This window comes from Bacillus sp. AFS029637 (assembly GCF_002584985.1).
Lineage (GTDB): Bacteria > Bacillota > Bacilli > Bacillales > Bacillaceae_G > Bacillus_A.
This window is the reverse complement of sequence record NZ_NUPZ01000010.1, coordinates 195,609-216,353: the sequence shown is the minus strand read 5'-3', so window position 1 is coordinate 216,353 and position 20,745 is coordinate 195,609. Positions and strand designations below refer to the sequence as shown.

Genomic DNA, 20,745 nt, shown 5'->3' with positions numbered 1-20,745 from the left:
TTAATCAACTTACTCATTATATTCCCTATTATGCAATAAGCTTTTTAATATATTATTACTAATACGAAGATACTCATTAGATAATGGAAGATTACTTTCTTTATAATAGAAAGCAATTTTCTCTACATATTCTAAAGCTTCTTCTAGTTGATTATTTTTTTTCATAATAGGTAGACCGTGATGAATTAAATAGTGAATTAAAGATTCCTCTTTCCCTAATGCCTGTAGATATAACACATTTAACTTCACATATTCTGTATTTTCTTTATTTTCAAAAACGAGAAGTTCTTCTTTTAGGATCTCAACTACTTTTTCAAACTCTTGCAGTTCCAGAAAAATTTGCGCAATATTTCTTAATGTTAGGGAATAAATCTGTGTATGCTTTTGTTTTAACTGCAATGATTTATAGTAATAATCTAATGCTTTTACTTGTTTTTTCTGAGACTCATACAAAAAACCCAAATTATGCAAAGTTCTTGCTGCTTCTGATTCATTTTGCATCAATTCAGCATCATCTAACATCTCCAATAGGATTGTTTCAGCTGCCTTATATTCGCCTGTTCTTATAAGATGAATTGCAATAATTGTTTTAGCATGTAGTATACGATAAATATTGCTCGTGTCTTGAAATATTTTTAACGCTTTATATCCGAAATAGATAGCTAAAGTGGAATGATTCAATTTACTATGTACTAAAGCTTGATAATAATCATACTCTTTTATTTTATCTCCATAAATTTCAACTAACTCGCTAATATCATGTAATGCTTTTAGTGCATTAGTAAATTCATTCTTTTTTAGATAATATATAACATATAAAAAATCTGATAAACACCTTTCATACTGGGAAAATTTCCTTTTATGCTTATTAATTTTTTCAAACATTTTTTCGACCTCATCCAATTTATCTAAAAACAAATAATATCTCAATTCACATAATTCGTATAAATAAATGTATTTCGTGCAACTTATATACTCTTTATCATTGCTCAAAAAATTGTATAAGGACTGTGCTTTTACTTTATTTAATCGCTCTATCGCATCATAGAAACCATCTATTTTCTTTTGAATATCTCTTATTTTCCCCTCTTCCTTTTCAATAGATATCTCCAATCGCTCACATAATAATTTTAAAGTACCTATATTTGCTTCTTTTGAGTTATTCTCTATTTTACTTAAATGCGTAACCGAACATATACCCCCGCACAATTCTTCTTGCGTCTTACCTTGTTTTTTTCTGTGGTAATAAATAATTTTCCCAATACCCATACAAGATCCCCTTTTCCAATAATTACTATATAAATTTTACTATTATTTTACTGAATATTCAATCATCTAAAGCTACACAAAATCAAATATACGATTAAAAAAGAAGGTATGATACCATTAGTCATTTATCTTGACAACAATATCATACCTTCTTTTTCATGAGTTATATAATGACCTATTGTAAATTTACAAATTCAAAGTCTGTACCATTTTTTGAATGATTCACTTTATTACTATCTACAGCTTCTACTTGTGTATATACTTTTCTCTCATTCATAACTTGCTCAATTCCTTTGCTCATCAAATTGAAAGCAAAAATAACAAGGACAAATCCTATACATGGTCCTACTATAATCCATTGATCCAGCATTAATTCCTGATAGGATAAACCAATAATTCCTGACCATTCGTTTGATAATGATAAGGAGATTGTCTGCGCTGGTCCAGTTCCACCAGATTTTAATATCTCTTTAGCTCCGCCAATCAAAATTTGAAATGTCCCTAGATGAACTAGAAGTAACAAAACTTGTACTGTTTGTTGCATAAAAAATAAAAATAACTTCGGGCGCAAATGAGGAAATAAATGCCTTCGTAATAACCACATATCACCTGCACCTAAAGTGCGCGAACAAGCTACAAATTCATTTTTCAAAAATTGATTCACTTCCATTCCAATTAAACTAATTAAAGGAGGAACTGCTACAAGAGCTAAGATAACAATTTGTTTTCCTATTACATCTAGGCTTGAACCATTTTCAACAAATGGCAATCCAACAAAAAACAAAATTGTAAGCATTACAGCTGGAACAAAACGAAATGCTCTAATCATTCCCTCTATTATAAATTGAAATCGTTTCAGATAAAACGCATAGATTACTCCGCCTATTACACCAAGAAAAAGTCGCAATAAGCTCGTTATTAACGCTATAAAAATGGTATATTTTGCCCCATCTATAACCTTCCAAAATACGTCTTCCCCTTGGCGATCTACACCAAACGGATACTTCCAACTAGGTGGATAAGGCGGGATATCAACTACCTGTTCTTGATCTCCATATAACATTTTAGGAGGAATAGGGATATGTTCTTTTAAATACCAAGAGTATAGAAAACTCATGATTAATAAACAACAAATGAATAGAAAGCTGCAAACAAAATACTTATTACGCAACAAACGTTTCACCCTATTCACCCTCTCCTGTTAAATAAGTAATAAACCATTTCCCTACAATATCTACAATATAAAACGGAATAAAAACCGCAATCAAACCTATTGCTAAAACCTCCGTTTCAAACTTGTGCTTGTAGAGAAAACTAAAAAAACCACGCATATTAAACAAATATTCCGCCACTAACAAATTGGACAGCATAAACCAAAATAAATATTGCATATTAGAAAACACCGTTACTAACGCATTACGAAAGATATGTCGAAATAAAATATCTTTTCGTGACAACCCCTTTGCTTTTGCGTATTCAACATATGTTTTCGTTTCCTCATTTTGAAACGCTAAAATCATCATTTGAAACAACATAACAGAAGGTAAAATTGCTATCGTAAAAATCGGTAACATATACACATTATCAAATCCAGCCAATGGTTTTACCACTAATAAATCCGTTTTTTGAAATACCCAAATAACAAAGAGTTGAATGGAGAAAATAAACACCACATCAGGAATAGACTCAATAAAAAAGGCTACTCCTTTAATAACCTTCTGTACCCTCTTTGGTAAGTTAAAACATAAATAAGCAAAAACCATCGCAATACAAAATGAGACGATGAATCCTCCCCATAAAATACTTAATGAGTATACATATGGCTCTTTCATTGCCGAAACTAAAGATTCCATATGTAAATTGTTAATCCGCACTTGAATTTCATTGATTGATAATAAACTAAAAAAAAGATGTTGAAGTTGCTCCCAAAGTACATTCCATCCCTGCAGATTTGGAAGATGAATATAACTTCTCGAAAAAGCAATGATGAATAGAATAGTAAAGAGGGTGAGAAGCAAATCCACTCCATATCGACAAAATACCTTTACTATTTTCATAATAATTGGCAAAAGTCTCGATCTTATATAAGATCGAGACTTTATGCCTTGTCCCCCTTTCTTCAACGTACTTAACAAAAGCTTAATTCAAAATACTGTAGAATTAATCAAGAGGTGGCTGCATTACTTCAGATAACCTTGTACTTTGCCCTTGTGTACTTTGCCCATTTTCTTCCTTTGTAATCTTATGAACACGAGAATACATTTTAATACCTGTATATGTCTTTCCCTCTACCTCGTATTTAATGAAACCTATCGATTCCTTATCAATTGCTTCTCCCGTTTTACCATATTTCTGTTGAACTTCTTTTGATTGTTTTTCTGGTAAAAACATGACGTTCAATTCGTACTCTTGATCTAACTTCGGTTTATCTGTCTCCCAATTATACTTACCATCTTTATCAACCTTAACTGTATTTTCAGCTATAGATTGATTTGCATCAATCTCCTTAAAAACCACTTTAATGAATGTTCCTTCGGGTAAATTACTATTACCGTACAAAAAGATTTTATTTCCTATCCCTTTGACCCCAGCATCTAACGTAACCTCTTTTTTCACTACTCGTGAAACTTTTTCGTTACTACATCCCACAAATACCAAACAAAGTAACGCAATGACAACCCAAAGTTTTTTCATGGTCCCCTCCTATTGATTTGAAATTTGTAATGACTTACTATTAAACTTTCTTAATATGTCTATCCAACCCTTTTTCCCCTCAATAATTTCCATTTATTCTTAAAATCTTGGTCAATTATGACAATATAAGTAATATGTATAACTTCATATTTGTTAAAACCAACTCCCAACCTGTTAAAATACTTTTTATTGAACTTATATCTTTATTATCCACACAACTTTAAAATCAGACAATTGGGAAAATTAACACTAATTATCGGACTAAAAATTAATATGAGCTACCTAGCAGGTAATAGATATGTTAAGTAAATCAAGAATTGAAGTGGAAAAATTCACAAATTAAAAACTAGACGTCTCTTACTTCTCAGCATGTTTTTGTTTCAATCATTCACTTCAAAATACAAACAAAAAATAGCCGACTTTTTGTATAAAAGTCGGCTTACTTCTTATAGTTCGAGCTCTCCCATGCGAAGAAGCTCTACAACTGCTTGTGAACGTCCTTTAACCCCTAGCTTTTGCATTGCGTTTGAGATATGATTGCGTACTGTTTTTTCACTAATAAAAAGTTCACCTGCAATTTCTTTCGTTGTTTTATCTTGAACCAGTAATTCAAATACTTCTCTTTCTCTCTTTGTGAGTAAAGGTTTAGATTGATACGCTTTTTCCTTCAACTGGTATAACCCTCCTTGCTTAAGCCAGAGCCGTGTATGTGTAAGTTGGGTGTTTATTTAGTCAAGATATTGTATGAACGAAATGTGCAGGTGGTGAATGAAAATGGGCTTTATTTCCTATGTTATTTTAGACTTTTATACAGTGCGCACCCTCTTTTTATCCACTTACTTTCCAATGCGCCATATTTGTTCTAGTAATATACTCACAACTGTACCTACGAACAAACCATTTCCGAATATATATTGCATAACAGACGGCAACGATTGGAGTGCTCCAGACGGTAAAAACATAACACCGCTGCCAAATAATACTGCTACTCCTAAAATTGTTACATTCCTTTCATTAAGCTCCACTTGTTTTATATTGTTTAGCCCGATCCCGATTAACTGTACGAATGAAGCCATTAAAACTGCAGATGCAACAGCGGATGGTAACGACGCTAAGTAACGAATAATACTTGGAAAAAGCGACATAACGACTAGTAGTACACATGCCATTAAGAACGATCGTATATATTTTTGTTTTGTTAAGCGTATAAATCCTGCTGTTGCTGGTAACGGAACGACACCTACAGTTGAAAATACGGAGGAAATAATATGCGAGATGCCTCCAACCCACGTACCATCTCTCAACTGTTTTTGTTCAATCGTCGCTTTATGAATGGTAGCTTGATTAATCGCTATAATAGCAGCTACTGTATTTGAAACTAAAATACATACCATAACGAAACTTGATACAGCCATCCCTGTATTCCATTTCGGAAGTCCCCAAGCAAATATATGTGGAAATTGCACAAAGTGAGTTACTTGAGACGGAATCGTCACTTTCCCTGCAATTAAAAAGATAATCCACCCACTAATTAATCCAATTAAAACTGCATAACTTTTAACAAAACCTTTCCCAAAATTAGATAGTATAATAACGAACAAAAATATACTAAACGCGATTATTGCTGTAAATCCATCGACTTGAGAAACAGTGGCTGTAATTCCTAGCATTCCTTTCAAAAATACACCACTTAGTTGTAAACATAACAAAAGTAAAAACGTCCCTGTCACAAGCGGCGTAAATAAAAATAAAATACGCCCTATAAAACCACTTACTCCTAATCCTATTAAAATTACACCGGAAATTATCATTCCTAATTCTAAAATTTGCAACGTACTATGTAATTGATCCTGCCCGACAGTTGCATAAGCAAGTACAGTAAATACACCAACCCAAGATCCAGCTGGCCCATCCGCAATTGGTAGTCTATGTCCAATCCAACCTTGTAAAAAAGAGGATATACCAACTACAAAAAACGTACGCTGCATTAAATAAAATATTTCTTCCGTCGTAAGGTGAAATAATCCGCCAACAACAATTGGTAGTGCGATTGAGTTCGCTAATAAAAATATAAACCATTGCAAAGTTCCCATAATATGATTTTGATTGTGTTGATTGCCCAATTTTTTCATCCCTTCTATATTCCTTATAAGAAATATACTGTAAGCATAAAAAAGAAAGGTTCTACACTTACAATTAGAACCCTTCCCAAAACATTTAAACGATTCCTTTACACAAGATTATTTAATTCCACTTCATTTAAACTGCCAACAACAATATTTCCTTTATGTACGACTAAGCGCTTCTCTGTTTGACGCGCCACCGCTTCAGCAGTACATGTTGCATTCGTCAAAACAAAACTCGCTTCATCTCCTACATTCGGCCACGCTCGCTCCCCTTCATTGTTTAACGTTTCTTTTCCTCCCGTAATAAAGCGAAGTGCCTTTCCTAAAGACCTTTCATCACTCCACCCAAAACGTTCCGCTAATCGATTTGCCTTTTGCAGCATATCACCCGTTCCAAACGGTGACCAATGATCAGTAATACTATCATTTCCTAATGAAACTTTCACACCCTTTTTATCTAATAACGGAATTGGGATTACTTGTTTCCCAATTGGCACCGTTGAAGTAATATCAATGTTTAAAGCAGCTAGTCTTTCCGCCACTTCTTCAGCTTCTTTATCCGTAACACCACCAAGTCCAAGCGCATGACTAATTGTTACGCGACCTTGCCATCCCGCTTCTTCTGTTAGACTTGCCAATCTCTTCATTGTAAACGTTCCAAGATTGTTCGCATCATGCAGATGAATATCAACATCCGCATTAAACTCTACCGCGATATCCATAATTGTATGTAATGATTTTTCAATATCATTATCCACTGTAGCTGGATCCACTCCACCTACTAGATGCGCACCCATACGCATCGCATCTTTCACAAGTTGCACAGAATTACTGCGCAATAATCCATGTTGCGGAAAAGCAACAATTCTACCAGAAACCTGATTTTTATATATTTCCAACGCCGCTAACGTCGCCTCCAAATTACCAAGTCCAATAATCGGATCAACATTACAATGCGTTCTTATATTCGTTGCACCATTTCGAAGCAATAACGCTAACATATTTCCCGCCCTATCTTGAGCACTTGCTAATTGCTTTGGCAAAATTTTTTCTTCTTCATTAAAACGTGTAAAAATACTTTCTGCTGGCATACAAGCTTTCCAAGGACCACTATAATAGGTCTTATCAATGTGAATATGCATCTCTTCGAAAGCGGGCAAAATCAATAAACGATTAGCATCAAGAATTAGTACCCCTTCCTCTTGAACAGCCCCTGCTATAATTTTTTTAATTTGTCCATCTTCAATGAGTAAACTACATAACTCTGTTTCTGTTTTAGAAATTCTCCCTTCTTCATATGTATACCCCGATTCAAGCGTTACATTAGTCAACCAGTATACTGTCATCTCTATTGCCCCCACCCTTTATTAAAAGTTACCTTTTTTATAATTTTAATATCACCTGAAAATTAAGACAATTAATAAGACTGCTCCCTAAAAAAATGTCATACAACCTCATAGTCTTCTCATAAATTTCCATATAGAATAGAAGTATGTAGTTTGATATAAAAAGGAGTTGATCGTAATATGTCAAAAAAATTATGTAAATCCGAAACTGATAAAATGTTATCTGGTGTATGTGGTGGTTTAGGAGAATATTTTGATATTAGTTCTACTCTCATTCGAATACTTTGGGTCATTGCCGTTCTATGTTTTGGAACAGGTTTTTTAATCTATCTCATTTGTTTATTACTTATGCCACGTTCGTACTAACGGCATCATTTATATACTTAAACGAAATATAAGCAAGCACCTATAGAATTCTGTTCTATAGGTGCTTGTTTTTATGAAGAATACTTCATCGTTAAATGTAATACCGCCACTTCATCCCCATTATTTCGGTAACTATGTTTCTTATTTGCTTCAAATTGGATAGAGTCAAACTCATTTAATTCGTATGTATCATTCTCCACTTGAATCGAAACTTTCCCTTTCATTACCGTTACAAGTTCAATAGCACCTTCATGATGAGCTTCCGGTTCATATATACTATTTGATCTTAAACAAGCACGGTGCATTTCCATCCCCGTTTCTTTCGTATAACGGAACATCGTTTCTAAATGCCACGCTTGTCCTACATCTACTGCAAACCCTTCACCGCAGCGCGCAACAGCTACAGGTTCTCCAACAACCATTAACCTCGATAAAGGAATGGATAATCCTTTCGTTATTTTCCAAATGACGGCTAACGTTGGATTCGTTTCTCCTCTTTCAATTTTTCCTAATGTTAATTTACTAACCCCTGTTTTTTGAGCTAATTCTTCTAAACTTAATTTTTTTTCATTTCGAATTTGTCTTAGTAGCTGACCTACTTGCTGAATGACTTCTTTCGTTTGCATATCTTCATTTTCTTTCATCTATAAAACCACCTTAATGTATAAAATAGTTTACTTTTATTACTTTAAAGTATAGTATACTATACATAATTATTTATTTTTGAAAGGAGTGCTTACTTCATGCGCGCAATATTATTAGGACTTTTATCATCAGCCTTCTTTTCCGCAACCTTTATTATTAATAGAGCGATGAATGTATCTGGAACAAGCTGGGCTTGGACTGCTTCCTTCCGCTTTTTATTCGCTCTCCCTATTTTATTCCTTATCGTTTTATTTCGCAAAAACTTAGGGGATTTATGGACAGAATTAAAAAAACATCCATTTGCATGGATCGGATGGGGCTCCGTTGCAGGTATTGGTTTCTATTCTTTATTAAGTTTCGCAGCTGTCTTTTCTCCAGCTTGGCTCGTTGCTGGAACTTGGCAAGTTACTATATTAGCAGGTTTACTACTATCACCACTATTTTTCGTTAAAGTAGAAACGCAATCAGGTACAAAACTTGTACGTGGAAAAATTCCACTTCGCAGTTTATATGTAGCATTGTTTATTTTACTTGGTGTAATTTGTATGCAAGCAACTGCAGCAGGCCACATTACAGTAACTCAGTTCATTTCAGGGTTTTTACCTGTCGTATTAGCCGCTTTTTTATATCCGTTCGGCAACCGAAAAATGATGGAACTTGTTGGCGGGCGCCTTGATACATTCCAACGTGTATTAGGAATGGCAATCGGAAGTCTCCCTATAACAATTCTACTTGCTATATATGGATTTTCCACTACAGGTATTCCAACATCTAGCCAAATGCTGCAAGGATTTTTATTAGCATTATGTTCTGGTGTTATTGCAACGATGACGTTTTTCTTTGCTACTGATTTAGCAAAAGATAATCTCGCTTTACTTGGTGCTGTTGAAGCAACACAAGCTGGTACAATGATCTTTACAGTGCTTGGTGAAATCATCTTCTTGAATAGTTCATTTCCTGGTGGGCTTTCCCTACTTGGAATGATGATTATTATGTTAGGAATGGTTGCAAATAGTATTTTAAACCGTTCTGCTCCAGTCATTAAACAGAAAAAAACAGCATAAAAAGGAGTATGGTTCTGTGGCAAAGAACCATACTCCTTTTATATTGTCCCCCTATTCCGCCTTATCAGAATAGTATTTCATTGGCTGTTTATACTAAAACCTATGTTATAATACGTTTCATGCGCAATAACAGGAGGTAAATTATGTTAAAAAAAGCAATTGCTGAATTTATTGGTACATTTGTACTTGTATTATTCGGAACTGGAGTAGCTGTCACTGGCGGCGGAATTGAAGGAATTGGAACATTAGGAATCGCTATGGCTTTCGGTCTATCTATTGTCGCTATGGCATATAGCATCGGAACAGTTTCTGGATGTCACATTAACCCAGCGGTATCAATCGCTATGTTCATCAATAAAAGAATGAACGCTATGGAACTTTTTTATTATGTATTAGCTCAAATTTTAGGTGGTTTATTAGGTACTGCAACGTTAGTAACAATTTTAAAATCCGCTAAAACACCTTTAGATAATTTAGGACAAAATGGTTTCGGAACTCTTGGTTTATCTGGAGCATTTTTAGTTGAGTTCGTTTTAACTTTCGTATTTATTTTAGTTATCATGGCTGTAACAGGTAAAAAAGGAAGTTCTTCTTTAGCGGGTCTAGTAATTGGTTTCACATTAGTATTAATTCACTTATTAGGTATTCCGTTAACTGGAACATCTGTTAACCCAGCTCGTAGTATCGCACCAGCTGTATTTGTTGGTGGAGAAGCTCTTTCTCAACTATGGGTATTCATCGTTGCCCCAATTCTTGGTGGTATCGTAGCAGCTATTGTAGGTAAATGTATTTTAAATACTGAAAAATAGAATTTTCAATATTTCTGAATAAAACAAAGGCGAGCCCTCATTATGAGGAGGCTCGCTTTTTTTATTCTTTAATTTTAGACTTTAAATTTGTAACTAATTGATCTACCGTTACGTTTGCAAGTACGTTTTCCATCGCTTCTTGCGCTTGCATTAAAATAATTTCTAATACTGATTGAATATTAGCTCCTACTGGACATTCGATGTTGGGATTTTCATGGAAGGAAAATAGCTGTCCTTCTTCTACAACTTCCACTGCTTTATATACATCAAGTAATGTAATTTCTTCTAAATCACGAGCAAGTGTCGTACCACCTTTACCAGCTTGTACATCAACAAGTCCTGCTCTCTTCAACATTCCTGTAATGCGACGAATCACAACTGGATTTGTATTCACACTACCAGCAATCCATTCAGAGGTACAGCGAGAGTTTCGATCTATCGCAAGTAAGGTTAGCATATGAACACCTACTGTAAACCGACTACTAATTCCCATCTGCACACCCTCCTTCGTATTCATTCTATTAAAAGACGACTCTTATTATTATATACTATTTTTAATTTATACATAAAGAAAAAGCATGATTACAATAGAAAATCATGCTTTTCTCTCTTTATTGACGCTTTATAAATTTTGCTAAATCTTTAAATTTCACTTTATCTGAGTAGTTCATTACACCATTTACGTAAATGCGGCTTGTAACAGCGTTTAATACACCAATTGTTGCCAATAAGACTACTAATGTTATCGTAATTTCTAACGTGCCTGCTTCACCAGCTACAATACGCGAGAAGGTAACCATCGGTGTAAAGAACGGAACGTAAGAACTTACAACAACGATAGTACTATTCGGATCACTTAATGATTTAATACTAATGAAGAATGCAGCCATAATTAAAATCATTACTGGGAAAGATACAGCTTGTAAATCTTCCGTCTTAGAAACAACAGCTCCAGCAGCAGCGTACATCATCGCATAAAGTAAATATCCTGTAATGAAATAAACGAGGAACATGCTTATAACCTTTGCATCTAATTTCGTAAAGTCGATTGGCACTCCGAATAAGGAAGCATTCTCTAAATCAACCCAACCTAGTAACCAAGGAATCAAGTAACCACATGCTAATACGACAAGTTGTAATAACGCTGTTGAAACAACTGCTAATATTTTCGCATACATCATCGTAAGCGGTTTTACTTTCGGAAGCATTACTTCCATTACGCGTGACGCCTTTTCTGAAGCAATATTCATTGCAATTGTATTTCCAAACGCGACAATAAACATATATAAAGCAAATGTAAAGAAATAGGAAATTCCGAAAGAAGAAGAACGATCTTTTATCGCTTCTTGTTTCACTGAAATTTCAGTTTGCAATTGCTGTGCAATTTCCGGTGAAACATTATGCTTTGCAATTGTCACCATTGTATATTGTTGTTTTAAATAACTTGCCATAATTGCAGAAGTTCCTTGGCTTGGAAATCCATTATACATATACGTAACCTCTGGAGCTCCGTTCTTTTCCGTTATATGAAACAAACCATCCAGCTCGCCATCTTCTACTTGTTTATGCATTTTATCAAAATCCGCTTTTGAACCGACAGTTATTTTTGCTGTTGGTAATAACTTCGTTAACTCTTCTTTTTTTACTTTATATGTGGAACTTTCTGTTACAACCGCAATTTTATCTTTGTCTTTATTTTTATCATTTCCAGAAGTGAAATGATTAAAGGCAAAAATCCCAAACACAACTAAAAATAAAATCGCACTCGTAATTAATGATTTTTTAGATAAAAACGCTTCTCTAAAATAAAATGAAAATACGTGAGAAAATTTACGCATCGTTACTTCGCCCTCTCTACAAAGATTTCGTTTAACGTCGGCTCTAACATTTTAAATTGGCGTAAGCTAACACCTTGTTCTTGCAACTGTTGCAAAATGTTTAGAGCTTCTGCATCATCTTGTACTTTTATATAAAGAAGGCCTTGTTGTTTTTCATACGGGACATGTATAGCTTCTAATCCCTTTTCATTCTCTTCTGTATCTTCAATCGTTAAATTACGGAAACCATATTCTTTCTTAATATCACTTAACTGGCCTTTTACAACTGCTTCGCCTTTTTTCAAAATACATACATGTTGGCAAAAAGCCTCTACTTGCTCCATACGATGACTGGATAAAATAATTGTCTTTCCGCTCTTTACTTGTTCTCCAATAATACTAGCTAACATCCCAGCATTAACTGGATCTAGTCCACTAAATGGCTCATCTAAAATAAGAAGCTCCGGATTATGAAGAAGAGCAGCAATTAATTGGATTTTTTGCTGATTCCCTTTTGAAAGCTCTCCGGCCGTTTTAAATTTATATTCCGGGATTGCTAATCGCTCTAACCAGTGATCAATAGCAAGATCTACTCCTTTCTTCGACATTCCTTCTAATCTACCAAAATATCGCAACTGATCTATTACTCTGCTTTTTGTATATAAGCCTCTTTCTTCTGGTAAATACCCAATCGTTACGCCACTATTCCCGAATACTTTTCCATCCCACGTAATCGAACCTTCATTAGGCGTTAATAACCCGAGAAGCATTTTGATTGTTGTTGTTTTCCCTGCACCATTTCGTCCAAGTAATCCTAGCACTTCACCTTTTGGTACCGAAATTTGCAAGCCGTTAACTGCTTTTGATTCCCCAAATTTTTTCGTTAAATTTTGAATTTGTAAGCTCAAAGTATAAAGCCTCCCCTTTAGTATCGTTTACGCTCTCTTTCAAAGACTATGTTTATTCAGGACAAAATATCGCACTACACTTCATCCTCTTATATGTAACAGCATCTTTGTTCTATTTAGGTAAAATTGCAAATAACAAATTACCATTTGACAATTATAATTGTCAAAATAACTATCATTATCTTACTCATCTTTCTAATATAGGACAAACTACCATATATACAAAAGGCAATATGCAAATGTTCATAAAAAAATTTTTATATTTTAATATATAATATAAGATGATTTTCTAACATCAAGGAGGATACATATGAAGATGAAGAGGGGCATTACCACTTTATTATCTGTAGCCGTTCTGTCTACATCGCTTGTAGCATGTTCAGGAACAACAGAAAAATCAATGGCGAAAGAAGAGAAAGCAAAGTTAACAGAACAGCAATTAATGGCTGACTTATGGTATCAAACAGCTGGCGAAACGAAAGCACTTTACTATCAAGGATACAATATTGGTCAATTGAAGCTTGATGTAGCTCTTGCAAAAGGGACAGAGAAAAAACCTGCTATCGTACTTGATTTAGATGAAACTGTTTTAGATAACAGCCCTCATCAAGCAATGAGTGTAAAAACAGGAAAAGGCTATCCTTACAAATGGGATGACTGGATTAATAAGGCTGAAGCGGAAGCCCTTCCAGGTGCAATTGATTTCTTAAAATATACAGAGTCTAAAGGTGTAGATATTTACTACATTTCAAATCGCAAAACGAATCAACTAGATGCAACAATTAAAAACCTTGAGCGTGTAGGTGCTCCTCAAGCAACGAAAGAACATATATTACTACAAGATCCAAAAGAAAAGGGAAAAGAAAAACGCCGTGAACTCGTTTCTCAAACACATGACATTGTCTTATTCTTCGGTGATAACTTATCTGATTTCACTGGTTTTGATGGAAAAACTGTAAAAGACCGCAATCAAACCGTAGCAGATTCAAAAGCACAATTTGGTGAGAAATTCATTATTTTCCCTAATCCAATGTATGGTGATTGGGAAGGTGCTTTATATGATTATGATTTCAAAAAATCAGATGCAGAAAAAGATAAAATCCGTCGCGACAACTTAAAATCATTTGATACAAAATAAAGAGGATGGCACTCGCCATCCTCTTTATTTCATATTTCTCGTTAAAGGTAAAATAAACACTTCTACACGTCTATTTTTCGCCTTTCCTTCTTGTGTATCATTTGGAGCAATGGGACGGTATTCTCCGTAACCAACAGCACTGAATTTTTCTGGTTGTAATTCTTTATTTTGCAGTAATACCTGCATGAAATTAACTGCCCGCTGCGTACTCAATTCCCAATTCGATGCAAATTGCGCATTTGCAATAGGTACATTGTCTGTATGGCCAGATACTGTAATTTCACGAGGTGATGTGGAAACTAGTAGGTTAGACATTTCCTTCGCCATACTTAACGATTCCAATTTCACATCTGCTTTCCCTGAATCAAATAGTACATTTTCTAATATTGTTACCTTCAATCCTTTTTCTGTTAAATCAGTTTTAAAAGAAGAAGATAATTGCTTTTCCTCAATATACTTATCGATACTTTTTTGTACCGCTTTTAATTCGTTCATTTCTTGCTGCTTCACTTCAGCCTCAGCATTCTTTTTCATCTTCTCAGACTCTAAACTACTTGCCGACAACTCTTTTTCTTCATTCGGCTTTTGATTACTTAAAAACTCTTTATTTCCCGTTCCACCTGCTAGTTCACTTCGAAAAGCTACTGCCATCTGTTTAAACTTCGCTGCATCTATACTACTCATTGCAAATAAAACGATGAACAATGCAAATAACAACGTTAACATATCAGAATATGGAATTAGCCAACTTTCATCAATATGCTCATCATGCTTTTTCTTTTTGTTTCTTCTATTTTTTTTACTCCGCATTTTTTTCTGCTCCTTTTTCGAGCTTTTTACGCTCAGTTGCGGAAAGTGCACCTAAAATGCGGTTCTTCATTATAAATGGATATGTACCTTCTTGTAACATTAATAAGCAATCAATAATTAAACGTTTTTTCTCTATTTCAGCTGCAGATTTTTGCTTTAACTTATTTGCAAATGGATGCCATAGTATATAACCTGAAAAAATACCAAAAATCGTTGCAATAAATGCACCCGAAATAGCATGCCCTAACTTTTCTACATCAGTTAAATTACCTAGCGCAGCTACTAGACCAATAACAGCACCTAAAACCCCTAGTGTAGGTGCATACGTACCCGCTTGTGAAAAAATAGTAGCTCCTTTTGCATGCCGCTCTTCAATTGCTTCTAATTCAGCTTCTAAAATCTGCTCTAAATCTTCCGCGGATACACCATCAATCACAAATTTCATACCACGCAAAAGAAATTCATCTTGAATTTTATCTAATTGTTGCTCTAAAGACAGAATACCGTATTTTCTACTTTCAGATGTCCAATGAACAAACAATTCTAGCAACTGTTCATAACTTAAATCATTTTTATTTGAACCAAAAAGAACTTTAAATAATTTTGGAATCCTTTTTAGTTGATTCATCGGAAATGCTATGCATACTGCAGCAAATGTACCAACAAAAATAATTAATGCTGCGGCAGGATTAACTAAGGCCATTACGTCAGCGCCCTTGACAATCATCCCTACTACTACCGCCGCTACTCCTAAAATTATTCCAATAATTGTTGCAAAATCCATTCCCTTTCACTCCTAGTCTATACAAGAAGTTCTTTATTCTCTATAATCGCTACATCTTCTTATATATATATTACATAAAAAATGAATTTCATGAAAGATAAGAAATGAATTATATGAAAAAACACTACATTTCCACACATTTTTTGACATTTTCTTTGCATTTCTATTACGTTACGACTCTTATATTTCTTTTTCAATAAACTAGACTTATAATAAAACCGATACATATTTTATTAAGAAAGGACTGTGATTACAAGGCATCATGAAAAAAATAATAATTATTTCTGCCGCTACTATTGTAATCGGTATCACATCTTTCGCTTACTTTGGTTCTAAATCACCACTACAAAATGAGGCGAAAGCTGTCGAAAGTCAAAAACATAGTAACCACCCAAAAGAAGCGATTCCTGCTTTTCCAAAAGCTGATCATAATGCAAAGAAACTAGATGATAATTTTTCCGTTGTAACAAATCCAGATTCTGCTCTTGTATTAGTCAATAAACATCGTAAATTACCAGATGGGTACATTCCAGAGGATTTAACGAAACCGAACGTACCATTTACTAGTCCAAAAGACAAAGAAAAAACTCTATTACGTAAAGATGCTGCAGATGCGCTTGAAAACATGTTCCAAGCAGCGAAAGAAGAAGGGTTAGAACTTACAGCAGTTTCAGGTTATCGTTCTTACAAACGTCAACAATCGTTACATAACACATATATTAAGCGCCAAGGGAAAGCTGAAGCTGATTCAGTAAGTGCAATTCCTGGCACAAGTGAACATCAAACTGGTTTAGCAATGGATATTAGTTCAAAATCCGCTAAATTCCAATTAGAGCCTATCTTTGGAGAAACAGCAGAAGGCAAATGGGTTGCAGAGCATGCCCATGAATTCGGCTTTGTCATTCGTTACTTAGAGGATAAAACAGAAACAACAGAATACGCATATGAACCGTGGCACTTACGATACGTTGGTAATCCATACGCTACATACATATATAAACATCATTTAACATTAGAAGAAGCGATGGAAGACAAAAAATAAGAGAGCGATTTGCTCTCTTATTTTTCTTTCATTCTATCATTGTAGTAATTTTTTCTTCCACTCCTCAAGCCACGGTTCGCCTCTTCCGGTGTTTTTCGATGCTTGAACCATCATACCACGTCCAACTAAACAAACTTCCCCTGCTGTATTTTTGACCATATAGTGTAAATCTAAAGAAGAATTCCCAACTGCCCCTGCCTTTACATATACCTTCAACTGTTCATCAAAATATATTTGCTTAATAAAATTACATTGTAAATCCGCAACAACGATCATCGTTTCTGATGATTCATGCGTCCATTCCTGCATAAATCCAAGTTCTTTAAACAATGCTATACGTGCCTCTTCAAAATAGGTAAAAGCAACGACATTATTTACATGCCCAAACATATCTACTTCACCAAAACGAACTTTGACAGGATTGTAAAATGAAAAACCACTTTCCCATTTCTCGAAGTCTTCAATGTAAGAAATTCTCTTCATTATTCTCTCCCCTTCCTCTGTTAATAAACAGAATAAACTGAAAAATAAAGTTATAAATATTGCCTCTTCATCTTGAAGAGGCAATATTTATTAATAGTTATTATCGCTACCAAAGAAATCTTTGAACGATTGAATTGTTGTATCACGGTTTAATGCCGCAATTGAAGTTGTTAATGGAATACCCTTCGGACATGATTGTACACAGTTTTGAGAGTTACCACAGTTTGCAAGTCCTCCATCTCCCATAATTGCACGTAAGCGATCTGCTTTATGCATTTCACCAGTTGGATGTGAGTTGAATAAACGAGCTTGTGATAACGGTGCTGGTCCAATAAAGTCAGATTTACTGTTTACGTTCGGACATGATTCTAAGCAAACGCCACATGTCATACATTTTGAAAGCTCATAAGCCCATTGACGCTTTTTCTCTGGCATTCTCGGTCCTGGTCCTAAGTCATACGTACCGTCGATTGGAATCCAAGCTTTAACGCGTTTTAACGCGTTAAACATACGACTACGGTCAACTTGCAAGTCACGTACAACCGGGAATGTCTTCATCGGCTTTAAGCGAATTGGTTGTTCTAATTGATCAATAAGAGCTGTACATGATTGACGTGGTTTTCCGTTAATTACCATCGAACATGCGCCACATACTTCCTCTAAACAGTTCATATCCCATGCAATCGGAGTTGTTTCGTTCCCTTTTGAATCAACAGGATTACGTCGAATTTCCATAAGCGCCGAAATAATATTCATATTTGGACGATATGGAATTTCAAACTCTTGGTCAAACGCTTGCGCATCTGGTCCATCTTGTCTTGTAATGATGAGGCGGATTGTTTTCTCAGACATGTTGTTTATCCCCCTTCTCTTCACCCTTAGCTGCTACATCGTGTTTTGAGGAGTAGTCACGTTTACGTGGTTTAATTAATGAAACATCCACTTCTTCGTAATGGAATGCTGGTGCCTTTCCTTCTCCCTCAAATTTCGCCATCGTAGTTTTTAAGAAGTTTGCATCATCACGATTTGGGAATTCTGGTTTGTAATGCGCTCCGCGGCTTTCATTACGGTTATATGCTCCAATTGTAATAACACGTGCTAACTCAAACATATTTGCAAGTTGGCGTGTAAACGAAGCACCTTGGTTACTCCATCTTGCTGTATCATTAATGTTAATACGTTTGTAACGAGCCATTAACTCTTCAATTTTCGCATCTGTTTCTAATAACTTTTTATTTTCACGAACTACTGTAACGTTATCTGTCATCCATTCTCCAAGCTCTTTATGAAGAACATATGCATTTTCGTTACCATCAAGCGTTAAAATATTGTTAAATTTCTCTGTTTCGATTAATTCATTTTGCTCATATACAGTAGATGAAACAGCATCAGATGATTTAGAAAGACCTTTCATATATTCAATTGCGTTCGGTCCCGCTACCATACCACCGTAAATTGCTGATAATAGTGAGTTCGCACCTAAGCGGTTACCACCGTGCATAGAATAATCACACTCACCTGCTGCAAATAAACCTGGAATACTTGTCATCTGCTTATAGTCAACCCATAATCCGCCCATTGAATAATGAACAGCTGGGAAGATTTTCATTGGTAGTTTACGAGGATCATCACCTGTAAATTTCTCATAGATTTCAATGATTCCACCAAGTTTAATATCTAGTTCTTTCGGATCTTTATGAGAAAGATCTAAGTACACCATATTTTCACCGTTAATACCTAGTTTTTGCTCTACGCAAACGTCAAAGATTTCACGCGTTGCAATATCACGAGGTACAAGGTTTCCGTAAGCAGGATATTTTTCTTCTAAGAAGTACCACGGCTTACCATCTTTATATGTCCAAACACGTCCACCTTCACCACGTGCAGATTCACTCATAAGACGTAACTTATCGTCTCCAGGAATTGCCGTTGGGTGAATTTGAATGAACTCACCGTTCGCATAATATGCACCTTGTTGATATACAGCAGATGCTGCTGTACCTGTATTAATAATAGAGTTAGTTGATTTTCCAAAGATGATACCAGGGCCCCCTGTTGCCATAATCACGGCATCAGCTTGGAAACTTTTAATCTCCATAGTTTGTAAGTCTTGTGCAACGATTCCTCGGCACACACCTTCATCATCAACAACAGCTCGTAAGAAATCCCAGCCTTCATATTTCGTTACAAGTCCTGCTACTTCATGACGACGTACTTGCTCATCTAATGCGTATAGTAATTGCTGTCCAGTTGTTGCACCAGCAAATGCTGTACGGTGATGTTGTGTTCCACCAAAACGACGGAAATCAAGAAGTCCTTCTTCCGTACGGTTGAACATAACACCCATACGGTCCATTAAATGAATGATACCAGGTGCTGCTTCACACATTGCTTTAACCGGTGGTTGGTTCGCTAAGAAGTCCCCACCATAAATTGTATCGTCAAAGTGGATCCATGGAGAATCCCCTTCACCTTTCGTATTTACGGCACCGTTAATTCCACCTTGGGCACATACAGAATGTGAACGTTTTACTGGTACTAAAGAGAACAGTTCAACATTTACTCCTGCTTCTGCCGCTTTAATCGTTGCCATTAAGCCGGCCAAGCCACCGCCGACTACTATAAGTTTCCCTTTCATGCTCTCCCACTCCTTACTGGTTTGCTAGCTGTGGATCGATGAACGCTAATAATGCACTCACACCTACATAAGATAGACCTAAGAAAATAGCTAATGTTACATAAGTAGAGATTCTTTGTGAACGTGGAGATACTGTAATTCCCCAGCTGATGCAGAATGTCCATAGGCCATTTGCAAAGTGGAAAATCGTTGAAACAACACCAACTAAGTAGAATGCAAACATAGCTGGATTGCTTAAAATATCTGCCATCATATCATAGTTTACCTCTTTACCTAACATTGCTTGAATACGAGTTTGCCAGACGTGCCAAGAAATGAAGATCAATGTAACGATACCTGAAATTCGTTGGAAGACGAACATCCAGTTACGGAAATAACCATAAGATACCGCATTGTTCTTAGCTGTAAATGCAATATATAAGCCATATATAGCATGGTACAGTATCGGTAAAAAGATGATGAAAATTTCTAGCGCATACCGGAATGGAAGGAGCTCCATAAAGCCTGCAGCTTTGTTAAAAGCCTCTGCTCCTCTTGTTGCAAAGTTGTTTACTACTAAATGTTGCGTCAAAAAGACACCAACCGGGATGACCCCCATTAATGAGTGCCACTTACGAAACGTATACTCGCGGCCTTTCATGTCCCCATTACCCCCCTCGAATGTTTGACTGCTGTTTTCAGATTAGTTTATAACAATAATGTTTTTTCACTATTGGCATAAGAAAAACTGAAAAAATTATTCGAAATATTTCAGCATAATTTGATACCAAGTTCATTTTACTCCTATTTTTGTCGAAGCGTCAAGA

General features: G+C 35.3%; 22 protein-coding genes. 5 read left to right on the top strand and 17 right to left on the bottom strand.

The annotated features are described in order from the left end of the window. Positions 1-9 precede the first annotated feature (9 nt). The 7 genes from COE49_RS03550 to COE49_RS03520 all read right to left on the bottom strand — a co-directional run bounded on the left by COE49_RS03550 (position 10) and on the right by COE49_RS03520 (position 7,435). On the bottom strand, positions 10-1,269 hold the full coding sequence (locus COE49_RS03550) for a helix-turn-helix domain-containing protein (protein ID WP_098253410.1): 1,260 nt from the start codon (positions 1,267-1,269) through the stop codon (positions 10-12). A gap of 175 nt (positions 1,270-1,444) precedes the next feature. Then, complete coding sequence (locus COE49_RS03545; protein ID WP_240522897.1) at positions 1,445-2,452, bottom strand: ABC transporter permease; 1,008 nt, start codon at positions 2,450-2,452, stop codon at positions 1,445-1,447. 1 nt (position 2,453) lies between these two features. Further along, entirely contained in the window at positions 2,454-3,122 is a 669-nt protein-coding gene (locus COE49_RS03540) for an ABC transporter permease subunit (protein ID WP_240522898.1), read from the bottom strand. Positions 3,123-3,429: 307 nt separating this feature from the next. After that, positions 3,430-3,963 (bottom strand): hypothetical protein, encoded by a 534-nt coding sequence (locus COE49_RS03535; RefSeq protein WP_088230733.1) that lies wholly within the window; start codon positions 3,961-3,963, stop codon positions 3,430-3,432. 446 nt (positions 3,964-4,409) lie between these two features. Then, positions 4,410-4,634, bottom strand: coding sequence for a spore germination transcription factor GerE (gene gerE, locus COE49_RS03530; RefSeq protein WP_000659484.1), 225 nt, complete (start codon positions 4,632-4,634; stop codon positions 4,410-4,412). A gap of 165 nt (positions 4,635-4,799) precedes the next feature. After that, a complete protein-coding gene (locus COE49_RS03525; protein WP_088230753.1) occupies positions 4,800-6,095 on the bottom strand; it encodes a purine/pyrimidine permease in 1,296 nt (431 codons plus the stop codon). Positions 6,096-6,193: 98 nt separating this feature from the next. Continuing rightward, positions 6,194-7,435 carry an amidohydrolase family protein gene (locus tag COE49_RS03520; protein WP_098253412.1) on the bottom strand — a complete coding sequence of 414 codons (1,242 nt, stop codon included), beginning with the start codon at positions 7,433-7,435 and terminating at the stop codon, positions 6,194-6,196. Between the two features lie 180 nt (positions 7,436-7,615). Between COE49_RS03520 and COE49_RS03515 the strand changes: the two genes are divergently transcribed. Continuing rightward, positions 7,616-7,801, top strand: a complete 186-nt coding sequence (locus COE49_RS03515; RefSeq protein WP_088230755.1) for a PspC domain-containing protein — start codon at positions 7,616-7,618, stop codon at positions 7,799-7,801. A 71-nt stretch (positions 7,802-7,872) separates the two neighbouring features. On the opposite strand, the gene COE49_RS03510 is transcribed toward COE49_RS03515, so the two are convergent. Next, the gene (locus COE49_RS03510; protein ID WP_088230756.1) at positions 7,873-8,445 is read right to left on the bottom strand and encodes a helix-turn-helix domain-containing protein; all 573 of its coding nucleotides are present in this window, start codon (positions 8,443-8,445) and stop codon (positions 7,873-7,875) included. 99 nt (positions 8,446-8,544) lie between these two features. Between COE49_RS03510 and COE49_RS03505 the strand changes: the two genes are divergently transcribed. Beyond that, positions 8,545-9,510: a DMT family transporter gene (locus COE49_RS03505; RefSeq protein ID WP_098945706.1), complete on the top strand. Its 966-nt coding sequence runs from the start codon at positions 8,545-8,547 to the stop codon at positions 9,508-9,510. Between the two features lie 143 nt (positions 9,511-9,653). Beyond that, the gene (locus COE49_RS03500) at positions 9,654-10,319 is read left to right on the top strand and encodes an aquaporin (protein WP_088230758.1); all 666 of its coding nucleotides are present in this window, start codon (positions 9,654-9,656) and stop codon (positions 10,317-10,319) included. 61 nt (positions 10,320-10,380) lie between these two features. On the opposite strand, the gene COE49_RS03495 is transcribed toward COE49_RS03500, so the two are convergent. The 3 genes from COE49_RS03495 to COE49_RS03485 form a co-directional block, all read right to left on the bottom strand. Further along, positions 10,381-10,812: an Rrf2 family transcriptional regulator gene (locus COE49_RS03495; protein ID WP_033691283.1), complete on the bottom strand. Its 432-nt coding sequence runs from the start codon at positions 10,810-10,812 to the stop codon at positions 10,381-10,383. A gap of 118 nt (positions 10,813-10,930) precedes the next feature. Next, entirely contained in the window at positions 10,931-12,157 is a 1,227-nt protein-coding gene (locus COE49_RS03490; protein WP_088230759.1) for an ABC transporter permease, read from the bottom strand. 2 nt (positions 12,158-12,159) lie between these two features. Next, on the bottom strand, positions 12,160-13,044 hold the full coding sequence (locus COE49_RS03485) for an ABC transporter ATP-binding protein (protein WP_088230760.1): 885 nt from the start codon (positions 13,042-13,044) through the stop codon (positions 12,160-12,162). 310 nt (positions 13,045-13,354) lie between these two features. Between COE49_RS03485 and COE49_RS03480 the strand changes: the two genes are divergently transcribed. Then, positions 13,355-14,182 carry a 5'-nucleotidase, lipoprotein e(P4) family gene (locus tag COE49_RS03480; RefSeq protein ID WP_088230761.1) on the top strand — a complete coding sequence of 276 codons (828 nt, stop codon included), beginning with the start codon at positions 13,355-13,357 and terminating at the stop codon, positions 14,180-14,182. A 24-nt stretch (positions 14,183-14,206) separates the two neighbouring features. Here COE49_RS03480 and motB read toward each other — a convergent pair whose 3' ends face one another. After that, positions 14,207-14,992 carry a flagellar motor protein MotB gene (gene motB, locus COE49_RS03475; RefSeq protein ID WP_088230762.1) on the bottom strand — a complete coding sequence of 262 codons (786 nt, stop codon included), beginning with the start codon at positions 14,990-14,992 and terminating at the stop codon, positions 14,207-14,209. Then, entirely contained in the window at positions 14,982-15,776 is a 795-nt protein-coding gene (gene motA, locus COE49_RS03470; RefSeq protein ID WP_088230763.1) for a flagellar motor stator protein MotA, read from the bottom strand. Before motA ends, motB begins: the two co-directional genes overlap by 11 nt. Before the next feature lie 262 nt (positions 15,777-16,038). Between motA and COE49_RS03465 the strand changes: the two genes are divergently transcribed. Further along, positions 16,039-16,818 (top strand): M15 family metallopeptidase, encoded by a 780-nt coding sequence (locus tag COE49_RS03465; RefSeq protein ID WP_088230764.1) that lies wholly within the window; start codon positions 16,039-16,041, stop codon positions 16,816-16,818. A gap of 36 nt (positions 16,819-16,854) precedes the next feature. Here the strand turns inward: COE49_RS03465 and COE49_RS03460 are convergent, their stop codons facing one another. From COE49_RS03460 to sdhC, 4 genes are all read right to left on the bottom strand, one after another. Continuing rightward, the gene (locus COE49_RS03460; RefSeq protein WP_088230765.1) at positions 16,855-17,301 is read right to left on the bottom strand and encodes an acyl-CoA thioesterase; all 447 of its coding nucleotides are present in this window, start codon (positions 17,299-17,301) and stop codon (positions 16,855-16,857) included. Between the two features lie 90 nt (positions 17,302-17,391). Further along, positions 17,392-18,153 (bottom strand): succinate dehydrogenase iron-sulfur subunit, encoded by a 762-nt coding sequence (gene sdhB / locus COE49_RS03455; protein WP_088230766.1) that lies wholly within the window; start codon positions 18,151-18,153, stop codon positions 17,392-17,394. Further along, a complete protein-coding gene (sdhA, locus tag COE49_RS03450) occupies positions 18,146-19,939 on the bottom strand; it encodes a succinate dehydrogenase flavoprotein subunit (protein WP_061677094.1) in 1,794 nt (597 codons plus the stop codon). Before sdhA ends, sdhB begins: the two co-directional genes overlap by 8 nt. A gap of 13 nt (positions 19,940-19,952) precedes the next feature. After that, on the bottom strand, positions 19,953-20,579 hold the full coding sequence (gene sdhC / locus COE49_RS03445; RefSeq protein WP_088230767.1) for a succinate dehydrogenase cytochrome B558: 627 nt from the start codon (positions 20,577-20,579) through the stop codon (positions 19,953-19,955). Between the last annotated feature and the right edge of the window lie 166 nt (positions 20,580-20,745).